The 16884-nt window shown below is 65.6% G+C and carries 16 protein-coding genes; 11 read left to right on the top strand and 5 right to left on the bottom strand.

The window, feature by feature from the left end; genetic code table 11:
* The first annotated feature begins 53 nt into the window (after positions 1–53).
* The 8 genes from G6P99_RS46270 to G6P99_RS46235 all read left to right on the top strand — a co-directional run bounded on the left by G6P99_RS46270 (position 54) and on the right by G6P99_RS46235 (position 7958).
* Positions 54–1217: a substrate-binding domain-containing protein gene (locus tag G6P99_RS46270; RefSeq protein WP_156928465.1), complete on the top strand. Its 1164-nt coding sequence runs from the start codon at positions 54–56 to the stop codon at positions 1215–1217.
* Positions 1218–1483: 266 nt separating this feature from the next.
* The gene (locus G6P99_RS46265) at positions 1484–2998 is read left to right on the top strand and encodes an amidase (protein WP_165126849.1); all 1515 of its coding nucleotides are present in this window, start codon (positions 1484–1486) and stop codon (positions 2996–2998) included.
* A 42-nt stretch (positions 2999–3040) separates the two neighbouring features.
* On the top strand, positions 3041–3898 hold the full coding sequence (locus G6P99_RS46260; RefSeq protein WP_029079578.1) for a branched-chain amino acid ABC transporter permease: 858 nt from the start codon (positions 3041–3043) through the stop codon (positions 3896–3898).
* A 4-nt stretch (positions 3899–3902) separates the two neighbouring features.
* Positions 3903–5123 carry a substrate-binding protein gene (locus tag G6P99_RS46255; RefSeq protein WP_029079579.1) on the top strand — a complete coding sequence of 407 codons (1221 nt, stop codon included), beginning with the start codon at positions 3903–3905 and terminating at the stop codon, positions 5121–5123.
* A gap of 7 nt (positions 5124–5130) precedes the next feature.
* Positions 5131–6246: a branched-chain amino acid ABC transporter permease gene (locus G6P99_RS46250; RefSeq protein ID WP_035976482.1), complete on the top strand. Its 1116-nt coding sequence runs from the start codon at positions 5131–5133 to the stop codon at positions 6244–6246.
* Positions 6236–6967, top strand: a complete 732-nt coding sequence (locus tag G6P99_RS46245) for an ABC transporter ATP-binding protein (RefSeq protein ID WP_029079581.1) — start codon at positions 6236–6238, stop codon at positions 6965–6967. Before G6P99_RS46250 ends, G6P99_RS46245 begins: the two co-directional genes overlap by 11 nt.
* Positions 6960–7664, top strand: a complete 705-nt coding sequence (locus G6P99_RS46240; RefSeq protein WP_029079582.1) for an ABC transporter ATP-binding protein — start codon at positions 6960–6962, stop codon at positions 7662–7664. The genes G6P99_RS46245 and G6P99_RS46240 overlap by 8 nt, the downstream gene beginning before the upstream one ends.
* Positions 7665–7727: 63 nt before the next feature.
* The gene (locus G6P99_RS46235) at positions 7728–7958 is read left to right on the top strand and encodes a hypothetical protein (RefSeq protein WP_029079583.1); all 231 of its coding nucleotides are present in this window, start codon (positions 7728–7730) and stop codon (positions 7956–7958) included.
* A 38-nt stretch (positions 7959–7996) separates the two neighbouring features.
* Here the strand turns inward: G6P99_RS46235 and G6P99_RS46230 are convergent, their stop codons facing one another.
* The 5 genes from G6P99_RS46230 to G6P99_RS46210 form a co-directional block, all read right to left on the bottom strand.
* Complete coding sequence (locus G6P99_RS46230) at positions 7997–8392, bottom strand: nuclear transport factor 2 family protein (RefSeq protein WP_029079584.1); 396 nt, start codon at positions 8390–8392, stop codon at positions 7997–7999.
* 1010 nt (positions 8393–9402) lie between these two features.
* The gene (locus G6P99_RS46225; RefSeq protein WP_029079585.1) at positions 9403–10881 is read right to left on the bottom strand and encodes a L,D-transpeptidase family protein; all 1479 of its coding nucleotides are present in this window, start codon (positions 10879–10881) and stop codon (positions 9403–9405) included.
* A 230-nt stretch (positions 10882–11111) separates the two neighbouring features.
* On the bottom strand, positions 11112–12074 hold the full coding sequence (locus G6P99_RS46220) for an acetyl-CoA carboxylase carboxyltransferase subunit alpha (RefSeq protein WP_029079586.1): 963 nt from the start codon (positions 12072–12074) through the stop codon (positions 11112–11114).
* A 292-nt stretch (positions 12075–12366) separates the two neighbouring features.
* Entirely contained in the window at positions 12367–13272 is a 906-nt protein-coding gene (xerD, locus tag G6P99_RS46215; protein WP_414645609.1) for a site-specific tyrosine recombinase XerD, read from the bottom strand.
* 119 nt (positions 13273–13391) lie between these two features.
* On the bottom strand, positions 13392–13538 hold the full coding sequence (locus G6P99_RS46210) for a hypothetical protein (RefSeq protein ID WP_035976483.1): 147 nt from the start codon (positions 13536–13538) through the stop codon (positions 13392–13394).
* A 145-nt stretch (positions 13539–13683) separates the two neighbouring features.
* Here G6P99_RS46210 and G6P99_RS46205 point away from each other — a divergent pair, with 145 nt between their 5' ends.
* The 3 genes from G6P99_RS46205 to G6P99_RS46195 are packed head-to-tail and all read left to right on the top strand — an operon-like array spanning position 13684 to position 16779.
* A complete protein-coding gene (locus tag G6P99_RS46205; RefSeq protein ID WP_029079588.1) occupies positions 13684–14316 on the top strand; it encodes a shikimate kinase in 633 nt (210 codons plus the stop codon).
* Positions 14313–15455 carry a 3-dehydroquinate synthase gene (aroB, locus tag G6P99_RS46200; RefSeq protein ID WP_029079589.1) on the top strand — a complete coding sequence of 381 codons (1143 nt, stop codon included), beginning with the start codon at positions 14313–14315 and terminating at the stop codon, positions 15453–15455. The genes G6P99_RS46205 and aroB overlap by 4 nt, the downstream gene beginning before the upstream one ends.
* 16 nt (positions 15456–15471) lie before the next feature.
* Positions 15472–16779 carry an HlyC/CorC family transporter gene (locus G6P99_RS46195; protein ID WP_029079590.1) on the top strand — a complete coding sequence of 436 codons (1308 nt, stop codon included), beginning with the start codon at positions 15472–15474 and terminating at the stop codon, positions 16777–16779.
* The last annotated feature ends 105 nt before the right edge of the window (positions 16780–16884 follow it).

The raw sequence follows: 16884 nt of genomic DNA, 5'->3' as shown, positions 1-16884 counted from the left end.
CCGCGGCGGGCCGGTGCCAGACAGGAGCAGGTGTGCATTCAACGCCCAGTGTCATGGCCTATGGCCGCCTCCCGTTCCCGCCATCCCTGCTGTTCAGGAACCTGGCGTCGGCGTCCGATCGGGTATTTTCGCCGATGGATCGCGGTGGTTTCGGTCCGCGCGGTGCGCGCAACCGGCTGCGGATCGGCGGCTTCGTCTGTTGCACCGGCTCGCCCGGGATGTGGGGTCCAGCCGCCACCTCGATCGCGCAGCTTGCGGTCGCCGACATCAACCGGCGCGGCGGCATCCTCGGCCGCGAGATCGAGTTCTCGGTCTACGACGCCGGTGGGCCGCTCGACGACGTGCTCGACCGCGCCGAGCAGGCGATTGCGTCCGACGAAGTCGATCTCATCATGGGCTTGCACACCAGCGCGGTGCGCGTCGCGCTGCGTGACCTGATCACCCGCAGCCGAATCCCCTACATCTACACGCCGGTCTACGAGGGCGGCGAGCGGACGCCGGGCGTCATCGCGATCGGCGAGACGCCGCGCTGGCAGAGCCGGCCGTCGATCCACTGGCTGGCCGAGGCGAAGCGTGCCTCGCGCTGGTACCTGATCGGCAGCGACTATGTCTGGCCGTGGCAGTCGCATCGCGCGGTCAAGCGCTACATCAAGGAGACCGGAGGCGAGGTTGTCGGCGAGGAGTTCGTCCCGGTCGGCGAGGACAATCACGAGGCGCATCTGGCGCGCATCCGTGCGGCGAAGCCCGATGTGGTGCTGATCTCGCTGATCGGCACCGACAGCGTGACCTTCAACCGCGCCTTCGCCGATGCCGGGCTCGCCGCCACCACGTTGCGCTTTGCGACCTGTTTCGACGAAACGGCGCTGCTCGGCATCGGCGCCGACAAGACCGAGAACCTGTTCTGCGCCTCCGGCTATTTCCCCGGCGCCGGCTCGCAGGCCGGCGACGAATTCAGGGACCGTTATCGCGCGATGTTCGGTCCGTTCGCGCCGCCGGTCGGATCGTGCAGCGAGTCCGCCTATGAAGGATTCTGCCTGCTCGAGGCGGCCGCCAGCCGCGCCGGCACGCTGGAGATGCGGCCGCTGCTCGCGGCAGCTGACAACCTCGTCTATCGCGGCCCGCGCGGGCCCGTGACGGTTCGCAGTGGCCATGCCAGGATGCCGATGTATCTTGCCGAAGCCGACGGCCTCGACTTCAGGGTGGTCCGGGCGATTTGACCTTTCTTACCTCTCGCGCTTGCGGGGGAGGTCGGATTGCATCGAAGATGCATTCCGGGTGGGGGCTCTCTCCACGATACGACTCGTGGCGGCACCCCCACCCCGGCCCTCCCCCGCAAGCGGGAGAGGGGGGTTTGTGAAATAATACTTGAAAAGGAAAATATTTCCGTTTTGAATACAGCGACGGGGTGAGCGGTTCGCGCGTGCCAACGCGACGCTGCTGCCCTTGGATCAATTCCAAAGATCAAAAGCTTCAGGAGAGCGCCGTGACCGTCGTCCTTCCCACGCCAACGCAACTTCGTGCCGTCGCCGAGCAGTGCGGCCTGTCCCTGACCGATGAGGATGTGGCCTCGTTCCGCGGCCTGATGCAGGGCTCGATCGACGCCTACAACGTCGTGGCCGCGATGCCGGACGAACTGCCGGTGGTGAAATATCCGCGCACGCCGGGCTATCGCCCGAGCCCGGAGGAAAACCCGCGCAACGCCTGGTACCGCAAGTCGACCGTGAAGGGCGCGAGTTCCGGCAAGCTCAAGGGCAAGACGGTGGCGCTGAAGGACAATATCATGCTGGCCGGCGTGCCGATGACCAACGGTTCGTCGACGCTGGAAGGCTATATGCCCGATTTCGACGCCACCATCGTCACGCGCATGCTCGACGCCGGCGCCGAGATCGCCGGCAAGGTGCACTGCGAACATTTCTGCCTGTCCGGCGGCAGCCACACCGGTTCCTACGGGCCGGTGCACAATCCGCACAAGATGGGCTATTCGGCCGGCGGCTCGTCGTCGGGTTCCGGCGTCGTGGTCGCGCTCGGCGAGGTCGACATGGCGATCGGCGGCGACCAGGGCGGCTCGATCCGCATGCCGTCCTCGTTCTGCGGCACCTACGGCATGAAGCCGACCTGGGGCCTCGTGCCCTATACCGGCATCATGCCGATCGAGATCTACGTCGACCACACCGGCCCGATGACCGCGACGGTGGAAGACAATGCGCTGCTGCTGGAAGTGATCGCCGGCGACGACGGCTACGACCCGCGCATCAAGGCACCGAAGGTCGAGGACTACACCAAGGCGCTCGGCAAGGGTGTCAAGGGCATGAAGATCGGCATCCTCAAGGAAGGCTTTGAGCAGCCGACCGCCGAGGCCGCGGTCAACGAAAGCGTCCGCGAGGCCGCCAAGCGCTTCAAGGATCTCGGCGCGTCGGTCGAGACCGTGTCGATCCCGATGCACATGGCCGGCGGCGCGATCTGGACCCCGATCGGCACCGAAGGCCTGACCCAGACCATGATGTTCGGCGACGGCTACGGCCTCAGCCGCTCCGACCTCTATTCGACCTCGCTGATGGATTTCCATCGCGGCTGGCGCCGCCAGGCTGATTCCCTGTCCGAGACCACGAAGCTGTTCATGATGCTCGGCACCTACATCAACAACAATTTCGGTCCGCGCTTCTACGGCAAGGCGCTCAACATCTCCCGCCGGCTGGCCGCGGCCTACGACAAGGCGTTCAAGGACTACGATCTCTTGCTGATGCCGACCACGCCGATGAAGGCGACGAAGTTGCCCGAGGCCAATGCCAGCCGCGAGGAATATGTCGCCCGCGCGCTCGAGATGATCTCCAACACCGCGCCGTTCGACATCACCCATCACCCGGCGATGTCGCTGCCCTGCGGCATGGTCGACGGGCTGCCGGTCGGCCTGATGCTGGTCGGCCGGATGTTCGAGGAGCAGACCATCTACCGCGCCGCGCACGCCTTCGAGCAGGCCGGCGACTGGAAGAAGATGTGAGGCGCCGCTTGTCGCAGACGCACAGGGTACGGATCGGACGCCATGGCCACTAGCTTCGCCGCGGCGTTCGAGATCATCAGCTTCGGCGCGATCATCGTCCTGGTCGTGCTCGGGCTCGGCATCATCGCCAGCATGATGGGCATCTTCAACTTCGCGCAGGGCGAATTCGTCCTGCTCGGAGCCTATGTGACCTATCTGGCCTACGCCCACGGGGCGCCGGTCTGGGCCGGCATGATCGCCGCGCCCTTCGTGGTTGGCGCGCTCGGCTTCGTGCTGGAGGCGCTGATCATCCGGCGGTTCTACGCGGCGCCGATCGTGGCGATGCTTGGCACCTATGCGCTCGGCCTGATCATCCGCGAAAGCGTGCGCGGCCTGATCGGCGGCTTCTATCTCACGGTGCCGGAGCCGATCGGCGGTTCGATCGACCTCGGCTCGATCCACATCTCGGCCTGGCGCTTCACCATCATTGTGATCACGCTGCTGGTGATGGGCGGCTGCTATCTGCTGCTGGCGCGCACCTCTTTCGGGCTGCGGGTCCGCGCCACGCTGGAGAACCCGGCGCTGGCGCGCGCCTCGGGCATCTCGACGCCCTTGATCTACGGCGCGACCTTCGCGTTCGGCGCGGCGCTGGCCGGGCTTGCCGGCGCGCTGATCGTGCCGGTGTTCAGCCTCTTTGCCGATCTCGGCATACGATTCCTGATCCAGGGTTTCGTCGCCGTGATGGTCGGCGGGGTCGGCTCCTTCATCGGTCCGGTCGCCGGCGCCGGTCTGATCGGCACGCTCAGCGCGGCGCTGCCATGGGTGATGTCGCCGGTCGTCGCCGACGTCCTCGTCTTCGTGCTCGCGATTGCCTTCATCAAATTCCGGCCGCAGGGCCTCATTGCTGGAAAAGGGGTTTAGACAGATGTCCATCGACCGCACCAATCTCACCCGCCGCCGCTTCATGAGCAACTTTGCCTTCGCGACCGGCGCGCTCGCGACCGGGGTCGGCAGCTGGGTGGTCAGGCCCGACTGGGCCAACGCCGCCGACGGCCCGATCAAGGTCGGCATCGCGACCGACCTCACTGGCCCGATCGCCTATGCCGGCAACGCCGACGCCAACGTCGCCAAGATGGTGATCAAGGAGATCAACGCCGGCGGCGGCCTGCTCGGCCGGCCGCTCGAGCTCTATATCGAGGACACCGCCTCGAACGAATCGGTCGCGGTCGGCAATGTCCGCAAGCTGATCCAGCGCGACAAGGTCGACATGGTGCTGGGCGGCATCACCTCGTCGATGCGCAACGCGATCAAGGACCCGATCGTGGCGCGCGGCAAGACGCTCTACATCTATCCGCAGCTCTACGAGGGCAAGGAGTGCACGCCCTATCTGTTCTGCACCGGGCCGACGCCGGCGCAGCAATGCGACGAGTTCATTCCCTGGCTGATCAAGAACGGCGGCAAGAAGTTCGCGCTGCCGAGCGCCAACTACGTCTGGCCGCATACGCTCAACGTCTACGCCCGCAAGGTGATCGAACAGAACGGCGGCGAGGTCGTGTTCGAGGAATACTACCCGCTCGACCAGGTCGACTTCTCGTCGACCGTCAACCGCATCGTCTCCAACAAGGTCGACGTCGTCTTCAACACCGTGATCCCGCCAGGCGTCGGTCCGTTCTTCAAGCAGCTCTATGAAGCCGGCTTCCTGAAGAATGGCGGGCGGCTCGCCTGCGTCTACTATGACGAGAACACGCTCAACATCAATCAGGCCAACGAGATCGAGGGGCTGGCGAGCTGCCTCGACTATTTCAAGGTGCTGACCAAGGACGATCCGTTCAACGCCAAGCTCCAGGCGGCCTATGATAAGGAGTTTCCCGGCAACATCCTGTTCGCCGCCGGCAGCGCCGCGACCGGAACCTATCGCGGCCTCAAGCTGTGGGAAGCGGCGGTCAAGGAAGCCGGCAAGGTCGACCGCGACTCGGTTGCGGCCGCCCTCGACCACGCCAAGATCGCCGAAGGGCCCGGCGGCCCCGCCGAGATGGTTCCCGGCAAGCGTCACTGCAAGATGAAAATGTACACGGCTGTTGCCAAAGGTGGGAACTATGAGATCGTGGCGCGCAGCAACGGTCTCGTTGATCCCAAGGAATGCTGAGCGATCGATGAGTGGAGCAAAGCAGGCCGTCGCACGCCTCGGCGAGGAGCCAGATGTCGTGACGGGTGAGGGTGCACCGGCCGCAAGCGCGCCGCCGGGACAGGCATCGGCAGGATGGAAAGTCCTGCCGATCGTGGAAGGGCTCGTGCTTTTGATCGCACTGGTCCTGCCGTGGGTGCTTCAGGATTATCTCACGGTGTTCGCCACCCGCGTGGTGATCCTCGCGCTGTTCGCGCTGTCGTTCGACCTGGTGTGGGGTTACGCCGGCATCATGAGCTTCGGCCAGGCGCTGTTCTTTGGTGCGGCCGGCTACGGCGTGGCGCTGATGGCGCGCGACCTCAATGTCACGTCGATCCTGCTGATCCTGCCGGCGGGCGCGCTGATCGGGCTCACCGCGTCGCTGCTGCTCGGCGGCTTCCTCCTGCTCGGGCGATATCCCTCGAGCGTGATCTTCGTTTCGCTCGGCACCCTGACCGGCTCCTATGCCGCGGACCGGCTGGCGCGCGGCTGGTACTATCTCGGCGGCCAGAACGGCATCCCGTCGATCCCGCCGCTCACACTCGGCAGCTACGAGTTCGAGGAGGGGCCGGTCTACTACTACATGGTGCTCGGCATCCTGGTCGTTGTCTACCTGCTCAGCCGCTTCCTGATCCGTTCGCAATTCGGGCTGGCGCTGGCGGGCCTACGCGAGAACGAGCAGCGCATCGCCTTTTTCGGCTACAAGGCGCAGCACCTGAAGGCGATCATCTTCGCGGTCGGCGGCACCATCGCCGGTCTGGCCGGCAGCCTCTATGCCTTCCACGAGGGGTTCGTCTGGCCCAACATGCTGGGCGTCGTGTTCTCGACCCAGGTCGTGCTTTATGTCTTGTTCGGTGGCTCCGGCACGCTGATCGGCGCCGTGATCGGCACCGTGATCATCGAGGGCGTCAGCTTCTGGCTGTCGGACAATTACCGCGACGTCTGGCCGATCATCCTCGGCGTGCTGCTGCTGCTCGTCATCATGTTCCGCCCGCTCGGGCTGATCTCCTTCGTGCTCGGCGAGCGCGAGCGGGTCGGCAGTTTCGGCAAGGTGCCAAACAAGGGACCAAACAAGTCGCCAAAGGAGACCGGCAATGCTCCTTGAGGCGTCAGGCATCAGCAAGGTGTACGGCAAGCTCACCGCGCTGGACGGCGCAGGCTTGACCGTCGGCGAGAACGAGTTTCACGGCCTGATCGGCCCGAACGGCTCGGGCAAGAGCACGCTGATGAAATGCGTCGCCGGCGCCGAGGTGCCGACCACGGGCAAGGTCTCCTTCATCAACACCGACATCACGGCGTTCACACCGACCGAGCGCGCCCGCGCCGGCATGAGCCTGAAATTCCAGATCACCTCGGTGCTGCCGACGCTGACGCTGTACGACAACATCCTGCTGGCGTTGCAGGCGCAGTCCTCGCTGCTCGATCTGGTGCTCTCGCGCACCCGCAAGAGCCTGCATGATCAAGTGATGACGATGCTGACCCAGTTCCGCCTCGCCGATCGCGCGCTTGACGCCGCTGCAGCCCTGTCGCACGGCCAGCAGCAATGGCTGGAGATCGCGATGGCGCTCGCCGGCAAGCCGCGGCTGCTGCTGCTGGATGAGCCGACCGGCGGCATGAGCCTCGAGGAGCGTCGCGTCACCGGCGAGCTGTTGCAGCCGATCAAGGAGCATTGCTCGCTCGTTATCGTCGAACACGACCTCGATTTCATCCGCGACATCTGCGACCGCCTCACCGTGCTCGACCAGGGCAAGGTGCTGGCGTGCGGCACCGTCGCGGAAATCCAGGCCAACAAGAGCGTCCAGGAGATTTATCTTCGCCGTGCCTGACCAATCCTTCCTCGATATCAGGCATCTCGATGCCGGTTATGGCCGCAGCCAGGTCCTGTTCGATGTCAACATCGGCATTCCATGGCGCGGCGGCGTCGCCGTGCTCGGCCGCAACGGCGCCGGCAAGACCACGCTGATGAAGACCATCGTCGGCGAGCTCGCGAGCTCGCAAGGCGAACTGTTCTTCGACGGCCGCGACATCACGCGGCGCCGCACCGAGGAGCGGGTGCGCTCCGGCATCGGCTACGTGCCGCAGGAGCATTCGGTGTTCGCCCGCCTGTCGGTGCGCGACAACCTCGCCGTCGGCTCGCTGACCAATTCGGACGCTGCGCGCGCGATCGATCGCGTGCTGGCGATTTTCCCGAAGCTCGGCCAGCGCCTCGACCAGCCGGCCGGCACGCTGTCCGGCGGCGAGCGCAAGATGCTGGCGATCGGCCGCGCCATGCTCGGCAATCCAAGACTGCTGTTGCTGGACGAGCCGACTGAAGGCGTCTGGATCGGCGTCATCGAGGAGATCACCGAGCGGCTGATCGAGCTCGCCAAGAGCATTTCGGTCGTGATCGTCGAGCAGCATCTCGACCTCGCGCTGCGCGTCGCCGATTATGCCTATGTGCTGGACCGCGGCCGCGTCGCGCTGCAGGGCGGGGCGGGCGAGGTGCGCAACGACCCGGAACTGCTGCGGTATCTCGCGCCGTAGAATCCCGAGTTCCACAGGAACGAACGGCTCCGGCTGCCGTTGGGCAGCGGGAGGAGATCATCTATGCGTTATCTTTCGATCGTAGCTCTTAGTGCTGTTGCCATGATGAGCAGCGGCGTCGCGCTGGCGCAGCACGCCGGCACCAAGGCGGAACAAAATGCGTGCTCGCGCGATGCGCAGCGCTTCTGCCGGAAAGACCTCGGCAATGACGGCGCCGTGCAGAGCTGTCTGCAGATGAAGCGGGCCAGCCTGAGCTCAAGCTGCAAGAAGGTTTTTGAAAGCCACGGCATGTAGCCGTCACCGGCCGGTGCGGTCGCAAGTCTTCTTACGCGTCAGTGCGTCGGCGTCGCGCCGACGTGCTCGACAAGGTGCGCGCGCGAGGGCGACGCCTCAAACCGGTCGGCGAAATACTGCGTTTCGTGGACGACCTGGCCGTCGCGGAATTCCATGATGCTCACCGTATAGGACGGGATGCCGTCATAGGTCAGCACGAACTCGGTGACCCAGAGATCGCCGCCGCCGATCATGCGCTGGATCGTGAAGCGCTTTGTGTTCGGCTGCACCGTGCGGCTCTCCTGAATGTTGCGCCGGCCCCGGATCCGCTCGCCCGATTGCGGATAATCGAGCACCGCATCCTCGTGGTAGATCTCGTGCTCGCGCGCGAAATCGCTCGCGTCCGACGCCTCCCAATGGCGCTGCAGCGCCGCCCGCACGGCTCGATCATCCATCGCTACCTCCCGGCTGTGCCTCGTGTGCCATTCACGATCGCCTACGCGCGATAGGCAAGAGGAATGTGGTGGCGAGGGGCGGCGATGTTGCTGCTATGTGGCATGACAGTGAGGTGAGCGCACTACCCGGGCTCCCTCTCCCCTTGCGGGAGAGGGTGGGGAGAGGGGTGGCCCCGGGCGAGATGATCGACGTGAGACTCGCGCGCGCCGTTTCGGCTGCGTGTCTTCCTCGCGTGGAGAGAGTTCGTCGTGTGGCACCCCTCTTCCTAACCCTCCCCCGCAAGGGGGGGAGGGAACCCTGCCGCCGGTGCGTCCCTCACGCGCGCGTGTCACTGAGTTGCCCGACGGCGCAAGCCCCCGCAGCAAAAATACTTCGCTTTATCAGAAATGCAGATCAGTGTATGGTCTGCCCGTCTCACCCGATCGAGGGTGCGCTGCGCATCGTCACGGGTGTTGCGGTGAGATGCGGTGGACGCCGATTGCGCATGACGCGGACGGTGAAGTCGTGTGGTCCTGACGCCCTAGCGGCCGGTGTCCTCTCGTAAAGCGCGCAGCGCTTTGCGAAGGCGGTGACAAACAAGCCCAGTCTCGCCGGGGAGAGCACGAAGTAAGCCGTAACCCATCGCGCAGGGAAAGCCGGGTTGTTTCCGGTTACACCTGTGGTCCTACCCCCGTGCTTTCTACATTTGCACGGGGCCCATGGGTGCGATCGGCGCCCGGCTTTCCCTGCGCCCTCTGCTTTCAGAGCGGCGAAACGAAATGCAAAGCTCGGACAAATCATGTCGCGAGAATGCGAATGTGTGAGCCACAAGTGGCGCAACAGATTCGGTGTCGTCCCGGCGCAGGCCGGGACCCATAGCCACCGAAGGTGATTGTTGCGACGCTGGGGCCACAGCTTTCCTCACCAACTCAATCCTGTGGTTATGGGTCCCGGCTTTCGCCGGGACGACATTGTGTTGTCTGGAAAGTTGATCGGTACCAACCGGCGCCGCGACGCAGTCGCAGCGCGCCTATTTCACCGCCGAGAAGCGGGTGTCGAACGAGTTCGACTGCACCACCGGCGCGGAGCCGGCGAGCTGGGTGCCGGTGGCTGCGGGGGCCGGTGCGGCCGCGGCGGTGTCGGTGACCGACGATTTTGGCGCGGGCTTGGCGGCCTGCTTCGGCTCCGCCTTCGGTGCGACGCGAACCACCGATTGCGGCTTGGCTTCGGCGACCTTCGGCTTGGCCGGGGCGGCGGCGGCTGCAGCCGGCGGCTTGGGCGCGGCGGCCGCCGGGGTCGCATCAGCGGTGCCGCCGATGCCGACCTTGCGGGCGAAGCTGGAGAAGAAGCCTTCGGACTTGTCGGACGCGTTGGCCGAGGCAACACGGGTGGTGGGCGATGGCGTGGTCGACGACGTCGTCGCCACGACCGACTGTTCCTGCTGGACCGCCAGATTGGGCCGCGGCGGATTGACCGTGCCGGGGATCGTGCCGGGCGCGCGCGCCAGCGACATCGATTGCAGCGACTGGCTGTCACCGCCTTCCGAGAGACCGGTGTTTCCTTCCGGAATCTTCGAGGCGAAGATCGCGTTCATGCCGCCGTCGATGCCGGTGTTGAGGCGCGCCACCGGCGTGCCCTTGGAGACGAGCTTGGAGGTCTCGGCGGCGTCCTGCTGCTCCTTCTCGCGCACGGCGCTGGCGATCTCGTCGGGGATCACATAGGCCGGGCACTTCGCGGAGGCATCGAACACCGGATCGCGCACAGCGTTCGGTGCCTTGACGGCGTCGAACACGTACTTCTTCTCGCAGAAGTCGACCTTCGGCTCGTGCTTCGTCACCTCGAAATGATCATAGCCTTCCTTGATCATCTTCCAGAAAGGCATGTTCGGATTGTTGCGGTGCTTGGCCATGTTCACCGGCGTCATCCGGAACGGATAGGCCTGCAGCTGGAATGCCTTCTGGCCGCCGAAGAACGACTCGCGGCCGAGCGAATAGATTTCCGCGATCTGCTCGTCGGTCATCGCGTAGCAGCCGCGCGACGAGCAGTCGCCATGCACCATCAGCTGCGAGCCGGTGCGGCCGAGCGCCTTGTCGAACGCATTGGGATAGCCGGTGTTGAACGACAGGTAATAGGCCGACTGCGGGTTCATCTGGCTCGGGTTGATCGAATAGAACCCCTCGGGCGCCTGGCGGTCGCCCTCGCGGACCTTCGGACCGAGGTCGCCCGACCAGCGGCAGATCGGATAGGTCTTCAACAGCGCCATGCGGCCGGAGCGGTCCTGCTTCCAGACCTCGAGCTCGGCCTCCTGCTTAAACAGGCGGACGAGCATCGGCGACTGCAGATCCATGTCCTTCTCGACCATGGCGGCGAGGAGTTTTGGCGTGACCGGCTGGTTGGCCTTGGCGTTCTGCGCGAGCGAGATCTGGTCGCTGTCACAACCGGCGAGCAAGATACCCGCGGCGAGCACCGCCGAAGTCAGAACCGCGCGTACGAGCGTGCGATGAGTCAAGTCCGAAGCTCCACACCCACCGGGCGTTATTCGCGACCCCAACACGGCGAATATGCCCTGAAGCCATTGTGTAAAATATTAGCCTTCGACACCCCCAGCTCGCAACCTGAACAGGGGCTGACGGCCCTCACGGTAGCAGGCATGGTTCAAGGAACGTTAAAGACCCTGCTCAGGGCCCAATTACGGCAAAATCAGGCGATTTGGGCGAAAAATCCGGCGGTTTGGGCGCCTCAGCCGAGCTTGCGGCCGATATCGAGGAACTTTTGGCGCCGCTGTTTGCGAATCGCGTCCGGATCAAGATTTCGTAGGTCGTTGAGGGCCTGGGCGATGGCATCGCCCGTGGTCGTGATCATCGCGGCGGGGTCGCGATGAGCGCCGCCCGAGGGCTCCCTCAGGATCTGGTCGATCACGCCGAAGCGCAGCATGTCCTGGGCGGTGATCTTCATGCTGTTGGCGGCTTCCTGCGCCTTGGTGCCGTCGCGCCACAGGATCGAGGATGCCGCCTCCGGCGAGATCACGCTGTAGATCGCGTGCTCCATCATCAACACGCGGTTGGCCGTGGTGATGGCGATGGCGCCGCCCGACATGCCTTCGCCGGTGACGATCGCGACATTGGGCACGCCGAGCGAGAGGCAGGCGTCGGTCGAGCGCGCGATCGCCTCGGCCTGGCCGCGCTCCTCGGCGCCGATGCCGGGATAGGCGCCGGCGGAATCGACGATCGACAGCACCGGGATGCCGAAGCGGTCGGCCATCTCCATCAGGCGCACCGCCTTGCGGTAGCCCTCGGGGCGCGCCATGCCGAAATTGTGCTTGATGCGGCTGTCGGTGGTGGCGCCCTTCTCCTGGCCGACCACGCAGATGCTCTCGCCGCGGAAGCGGCCGAAGCCGCCGATCAGGGCCTCGTCGTTGGCAAATTTGCGATCGCCGGCCATCGGCGTGAATTCGGTGATCAGGCCGCCAATGAAATCGGTGAAGTGCGGCCGCTGCGGATGCCGCGCCACCAGCGTCTTCTGCCACGGCGTCAGGTTGGCATAGAGCTCGGTGAGCGCCTGCGCCGCCTTGTCCTCGATCCGTGCGACCTCGTCGCCGATGTCGCTGCCGCTTGCGGCAAGCGCTCGCAACTCGTCGATCTTGGATTCAAGCTCGGCGACGGGTTTTTCGAAGTCGAGATAGCTGCGCATCGGGTCGGGCATCAACTCAATATAGGAAGGAAGGGTGCGAGGGGCGAAGCGGTTTCGGCGTAGAGAAGAGAAGTTTTGTAACTTCAATCGGTTAACGCACATCCGGGCAGAATGCACGCTTCGGGATCGCAGGCAGGTGACGCTGTTTCTGCGGAGATGCCGCCGAAGTCAAGGCGGATCAGCTGACGATATCGATGTCTCCGGTCCATGTAGCCCGGATGAAGCGAAGCGCAATCCGGGGCAAGTCGACCCGCGGGTGGAGCGTCCCCGGATTTCGCTTGCGCTGCGTCCGGGCTACGGACGCCTACGATTTCTCGGCCAGCGGATGCAGGTCGCGGACCAGGCTCTTCAGCCGCTCCTCGACCACATGGGTATAGATCTGGGTGGTCGAGATGTCGGTGTGGCCGAGCAGGGTCTGCACGATGCGCAGGTCCGCGCCATTGTGCAGCAGATGGCTGGCGAAGGCGTGGCGCAGCACGTGCGGGGAGACTAGTCGCGGTGCCAGTCCGGAGGCGGCGGCAAGCTCCTTCAGGTCGCGGGCAAAATGCTGCCGGGTCAGGTGACCGCTTTCGCCGGAGGACGGAAACAGCCATTTCGACGGCGCGGCCTTCTTCGCCTTCGGCTGTATCACCTCGCTCGCCGCGAGGTAGTCCGCCATCGCGTGGCGCGAGGCGTCGTTCAGCGGCACCAGCCGCTCCTTGTTGCCCTTGCCGCGCACCACGATCATCCGCGCATCGCGCCGCGCGGCGGAGACCGGCAGCGACACCAGCTCGGAGACGCGCAGGCCGGTGGCGTAGAGCACCTCGAGCAAGCAATAGAGCCGCAGCGCGCGCAGCCGCTGCGCCGGCGAGACGTCGGTCTGGGTCAGTTCCTTGGCACGGGTCAGCATGCGGTCGACATCGGCGATCGACAGCACCTTGGGCAGGCCGCGGCCGCGCTTCGGCCCGGACAGGATCGCGGCTGGATCGTCGCCGCGGACCCGCTCGTTGAGCAGGAAGCGGTAGAGATGCCGCATCGCCGACAGCCGCCGCGCCACGCTCGACGACTTGAAGCCCCTGGTATCGAGGTCGGCAAGGTAGCCGCGCAGGCTCTCGGTGTCGGCGCCTGTGAAGTCGGTGTCGGCATGGGCGAGGTAGTCGGAGAAGTCGGTGAGGTCGCGCCGGTAGGCGTCGAGCGTGTTGCGGCCTGCGCCCTGTTCCGCGGCGAGCATGTCGAGGAACAACGCGGTCAGCTTGGCGTCGGAGGACTTCGGCTGAGCCGTCTTGGCCGGAGCCTGTGCGGGGGTCTTGGTGATCTTGGCGGAAGCGCGCATGCCAAGACTCATAGCGCCTATTTCTTGAGGAACTTATCCGGCGGGATGGTCAGGCTCATTTCCCGCGGCTTCGGGGTCACGAAATTCGCCAGCGCGAAGACGATACCGTAGCCGATCCCGAAAATCACGGCGACGACCGTCAGGAAGCGGAACAGGCTGGGCATGGAGGCGACTCAGGCGGCGAATTAACCAATGAAATCATCCAACATGTTCCCCGCGCCGTTGCAAGAGTCGCTGGTAACGGTGTCGCCGGGGGTAGTATAGGTGGCTCGAATTCTGAACAATTCGTCCCAATATCCGAGCTTTTTGATGTCCGACGCAGCCGTCCCGGCGCCCACCCACCCGACCCTGGAGGCCGACATTGCGGCCGCGCTGGGGACGCGGTCGATCGTGCTGGTCGGCATGATGGGGGCCGGCAAGTCGACCATCGGACGGCGGGTGGCGGCGCGGCTCAAGCTGCCGTTCGCCGACGCCGACACCGAGATCGAGGCGGCGGCGAGGATGACGATCCCGGAGATCTTCGAGACCCATGGCGAGCCTTATTTTCGCGACGGCGAGGCGCGGGTGATCGCCCGCATCCTCGACTCTGGCCCGATCGTGCTCGCGACCGGCGGCGGCGCGTTCATGCGCGAGGAGACCCGCAACCGGATTCGCGACCGCGCGATCTCGATCTGGCTCAAGGCCGACAGTGATATCATCATGCGCCGGGTCCGCCGCCGCGCCGATCGTCCGCTGCTGCATACCGCCGACCCCGAGGCGACCGTCAACCGGCTGCTCAGCGAGCGCGAGCCGGTTTACCAAAACGCCGACCTGACGATCGCCTCGCGCGACGTGCCGCACGACCGCATCGTCGACGAATGCCTCGAGGCCCTGCATGCGCATCTGTGCGGCGCGCGCCCGGCGGACGAGCCACCATCTGATGGATTGAACGCGACCTCATGACTGCGCCCTTGAAACATTCCGCCTCCGTTACCGTCGATGTCGCGCTCGGCGACCGCGCCTATGACATCGTCATCGGCCGCGACGTGCTGCAATCGCTGGGCGAGCGCGTCGCGGCGCTGCGGCCCGGCGTGCGTACCGCCATCGTCACCGACCGCACCGTCGCCAAGCACTGGCTGGAGCCGACCGAAGCGTCGCTCAAAGCCGCAGGCGTGCCGACCTCACGGATCGTCGTCGAGGAAGGCGAGGGCTCGAAGAGCTATGCGACCCTGACGCAGGTCAGCGAAGCGCTGGTCGGGGCGAAGATCGAGCGCAACGATCTGGTGATCGCACTCGGCGGCGGCGTGGTCGGCGATCTCGCCGGCTTCGCGGCCGCGATCCTGCGCCGCGGCGTCGATTTCGTGCAGGTGCCGACCTCGCTGCTGGCGCAGGTCGATTCCTCCGTCGGCGGCAAGACCGGCATCAACTCGCCGCAGGGCAAGAACCTGATCGGCGCGTTCCATCAGCCCGTGCTGGTGATCGCCGACACCTCGGTGCTCGACACGCTGTCGCCGCGCCAGTTCCGCGCCGGCTACGCCGAGGTCGCGAAATACGGCATTCTCGGCGACGAGGCCTTCTTCGCCTGGCTCGAAAAGAATCACGCAGACATCTTCACAGGCGGCGCCGGGCGCGAGCACGCGATCGCAACCTCCTGCCGTGCCAAGGCCGCGATCGTCTCCCGCGACGAGCGCGAGACCGGCGAGCGCGCGCTGCTCAATCTCGGTCACACTTTCGGTCATGCGCTGGAAGCGGCGACCGGCTTCTCCGACCGCCTGTTCCATGGCGAGGGCGTCTCGGTCGGCATGGTGCTTGCGGCTGAATTCTCGGCGCAGCTCGGCATGATTTCGTCTGATGATGCCACCCGCATCGCGCGTCATCTGTCCGCGGTAGGATTGCCGACGCGGCTGCAGGATATCGCAGGCTTCACGCAGGAAGGTCTCGCCGACGCCGACGCGCTGCTGGCGCTGATGGCGCAGGACAAGAAGGTCAAGCGCGGCAAGCTCACCTTCATCCTGCTGGAGGCGGTCGGCCGCGCCGTGATCGCCAACAATGTCGAGCCACAGCTGGTGCGCGACTTCCTGCAAGCCAAGCTGAAGGCCTAAACCACGGATCACGCCAGTGGGCTGGTTAACCTTCTCGATCGTGCTGGTCTGTCTCTTCATCTCCGCGTTCTTCGCGGCGAGCGAGACGGCGCTGACCGGCGCCTCGCGCGCCAGCATGCTGCGGCTGTCGAAACAGGGCAACAGCGATGCCGGCGTCGTCTCGAAGCTGATCAACATGCGCGAGCGCATGATCGGCGCGCTGCTGCTCGGCAACAACATCGCCAATATCGGCGCCTCGGCGCTGGCGACCGGCGTGTTCACCGCCTGGTTCGGCGATGTCGGCGTGCTCTACGCCACCGCGGTCATGACCGTGATGGTCGTGGTGTTCGCCGAGGTGCTGCCCAAGACCATCGCGATCAACGCGCCCGACCGCATCTCGCTGCTGGTCGCGCGGCCGATGCGGCTGACGATCTTCGTGCTGGGGCCGCTGCTCACCATCATCGAGACCATCGTGCTGGCGCTGATGAAGCTGCTCGGTATCAAGGTCGGGGCGCATCAGGCGGTGCTGTCGCCGACCGAGCGTTTGCGCGGCGCGGTCGATCTCTTGCATCACGAGGGCAAGGTCGAGAAGCAGGACCGCGACATGCTCGGCGGCCTTTTGGACCTGAGCGAGCTGCAGGTCTCCGACGTGATGGTCCACCGCACCGAGATGACCATGGTTAACGCCGACCTGCCGCCCGAGGAACTGGTGCGCGAGGTGCTGGCCAGCGAATACACCCGCATCCCGCTGTGGCGCGAGAAGCCGGAGAACATCGTCGGCGTGCTGCACGCCAAGGATCTGCTGCGCGCAATCCGCGCCAATGAGGGCGACATGTCGGCGATCGACGCCTCCGCGATCGCGCTGCCGCCGTGGTTCGTGCCGGAGATGCGCCCGGTCTCCGAGCAGTTGAAGGCGTTCCGCCGCCGCAAGACCCACTTCGCCCTCGTGGTCGACGAGTATGGCGAGGTCGAAGGCATGGTGACGCTGGAAGATATTCTGGAGGAGATCGTCGGCGACATCTCCGACGAGCACGACGTGGTCGTCGCCGGTGTCCGTGCGCAGCCGGACGGCTCGGTCGTGGTCGATGGCTCGGTGCCGATCCGCGATCTCAACCGCGCCATGGACTGGCGCCTGCCGGACGAGGAGGCGACTACGGTCGCCGGCCTCGTGATCCATGAGGCGCGCTCGATTCCCGATCGCGGCCAGAGCTTCACCTTCCACGGCTTCCGCTTCCGCGTGCTCCGCCGCGAGCGCAACCGCATCACGGCGCTGCGTATCGTCGCAGTGCCGCGCGAGGCCGAGCACGACGAGAAGAAGCCGAAGCGGGCGGGGACGGCGTTTTAGTTTGAGTTGGCTGGCTGCTAGTCTCGTTACCCTGAGGAGCGCGCATCGCGCGCGTCTCGAAGGGTCGACGGCCCGGCTGTTGGCCGTGCATCCTTCGAGACGCGC

Origin of the sequence: Bradyrhizobium sp. 6(2017) (assembly GCF_011058295.2) — a bacterium.
Classification (GTDB): domain Bacteria; phylum Pseudomonadota; class Alphaproteobacteria; order Rhizobiales; family Xanthobacteraceae; genus Bradyrhizobium; species Bradyrhizobium septentrionale.
This window is presented reverse-complemented; position numbering and strand designations above follow the sequence as displayed.

Excerpts from the sequence above, each read along its gene's own strand:
- G6P99_RS46205 (WP_029079588.1), top strand. The coding sequence starts at position 13,684 with ATGTCCGACGCAGCCGTCCCGGCGCCCACCCACCCGACCCTGGAGGCC.
- G6P99_RS46245 (WP_029079581.1), top strand. The coding sequence starts at position 6,236 with ATGCTCCTTGAGGCGTCAGGCATCAGCAAGGTGTACGGCAAGCTCACC.
- G6P99_RS46220 (WP_029079586.1), bottom strand. The coding sequence starts at position 12,074 with ATGCCCGACCCGATGCGCAGCTATCTCGACTTCGAAAAACCCGTCGCC.
- aroB (WP_029079589.1), top strand. The coding sequence starts at position 14,313 with ATGACTGCGCCCTTGAAACATTCCGCCTCCGTTACCGTCGATGTCGCG.
- xerD (WP_414645609.1), bottom strand. The coding sequence starts at position 13,272 with ATGCTCGCCGCGGAACAGGGCGCAGGCCGCAACACGCTCGACGCCTAC.
- G6P99_RS46255 (WP_029079579.1), top strand. The coding sequence starts at position 3,903 with ATGTCCATCGACCGCACCAATCTCACCCGCCGCCGCTTCATGAGCAAC.
- G6P99_RS46270 (WP_156928465.1), top strand. The coding sequence starts at position 54 with ATGGCCTATGGCCGCCTCCCGTTCCCGCCATCCCTGCTGTTCAGGAAC.
- G6P99_RS46210 (WP_035976483.1), bottom strand. The coding sequence starts at position 13,538 with ATGCCCAGCCTGTTCCGCTTCCTGACGGTCGTCGCCGTGATTTTCGGG.
- G6P99_RS46230 (WP_029079584.1), bottom strand. The coding sequence starts at position 8,392 with ATGGATGATCGAGCCGTGCGGGCGGCGCTGCAGCGCCATTGGGAGGCG.
- G6P99_RS46250 (WP_035976482.1), top strand. The coding sequence starts at position 5,131 with ATGAGTGGAGCAAAGCAGGCCGTCGCACGCCTCGGCGAGGAGCCAGAT.
- G6P99_RS46235 (WP_029079583.1), top strand. The coding sequence starts at position 7,728 with ATGCGTTATCTTTCGATCGTAGCTCTTAGTGCTGTTGCCATGATGAGC.
- G6P99_RS46260 (WP_029079578.1), top strand. The coding sequence starts at position 3,041 with ATGGCCACTAGCTTCGCCGCGGCGTTCGAGATCATCAGCTTCGGCGCG.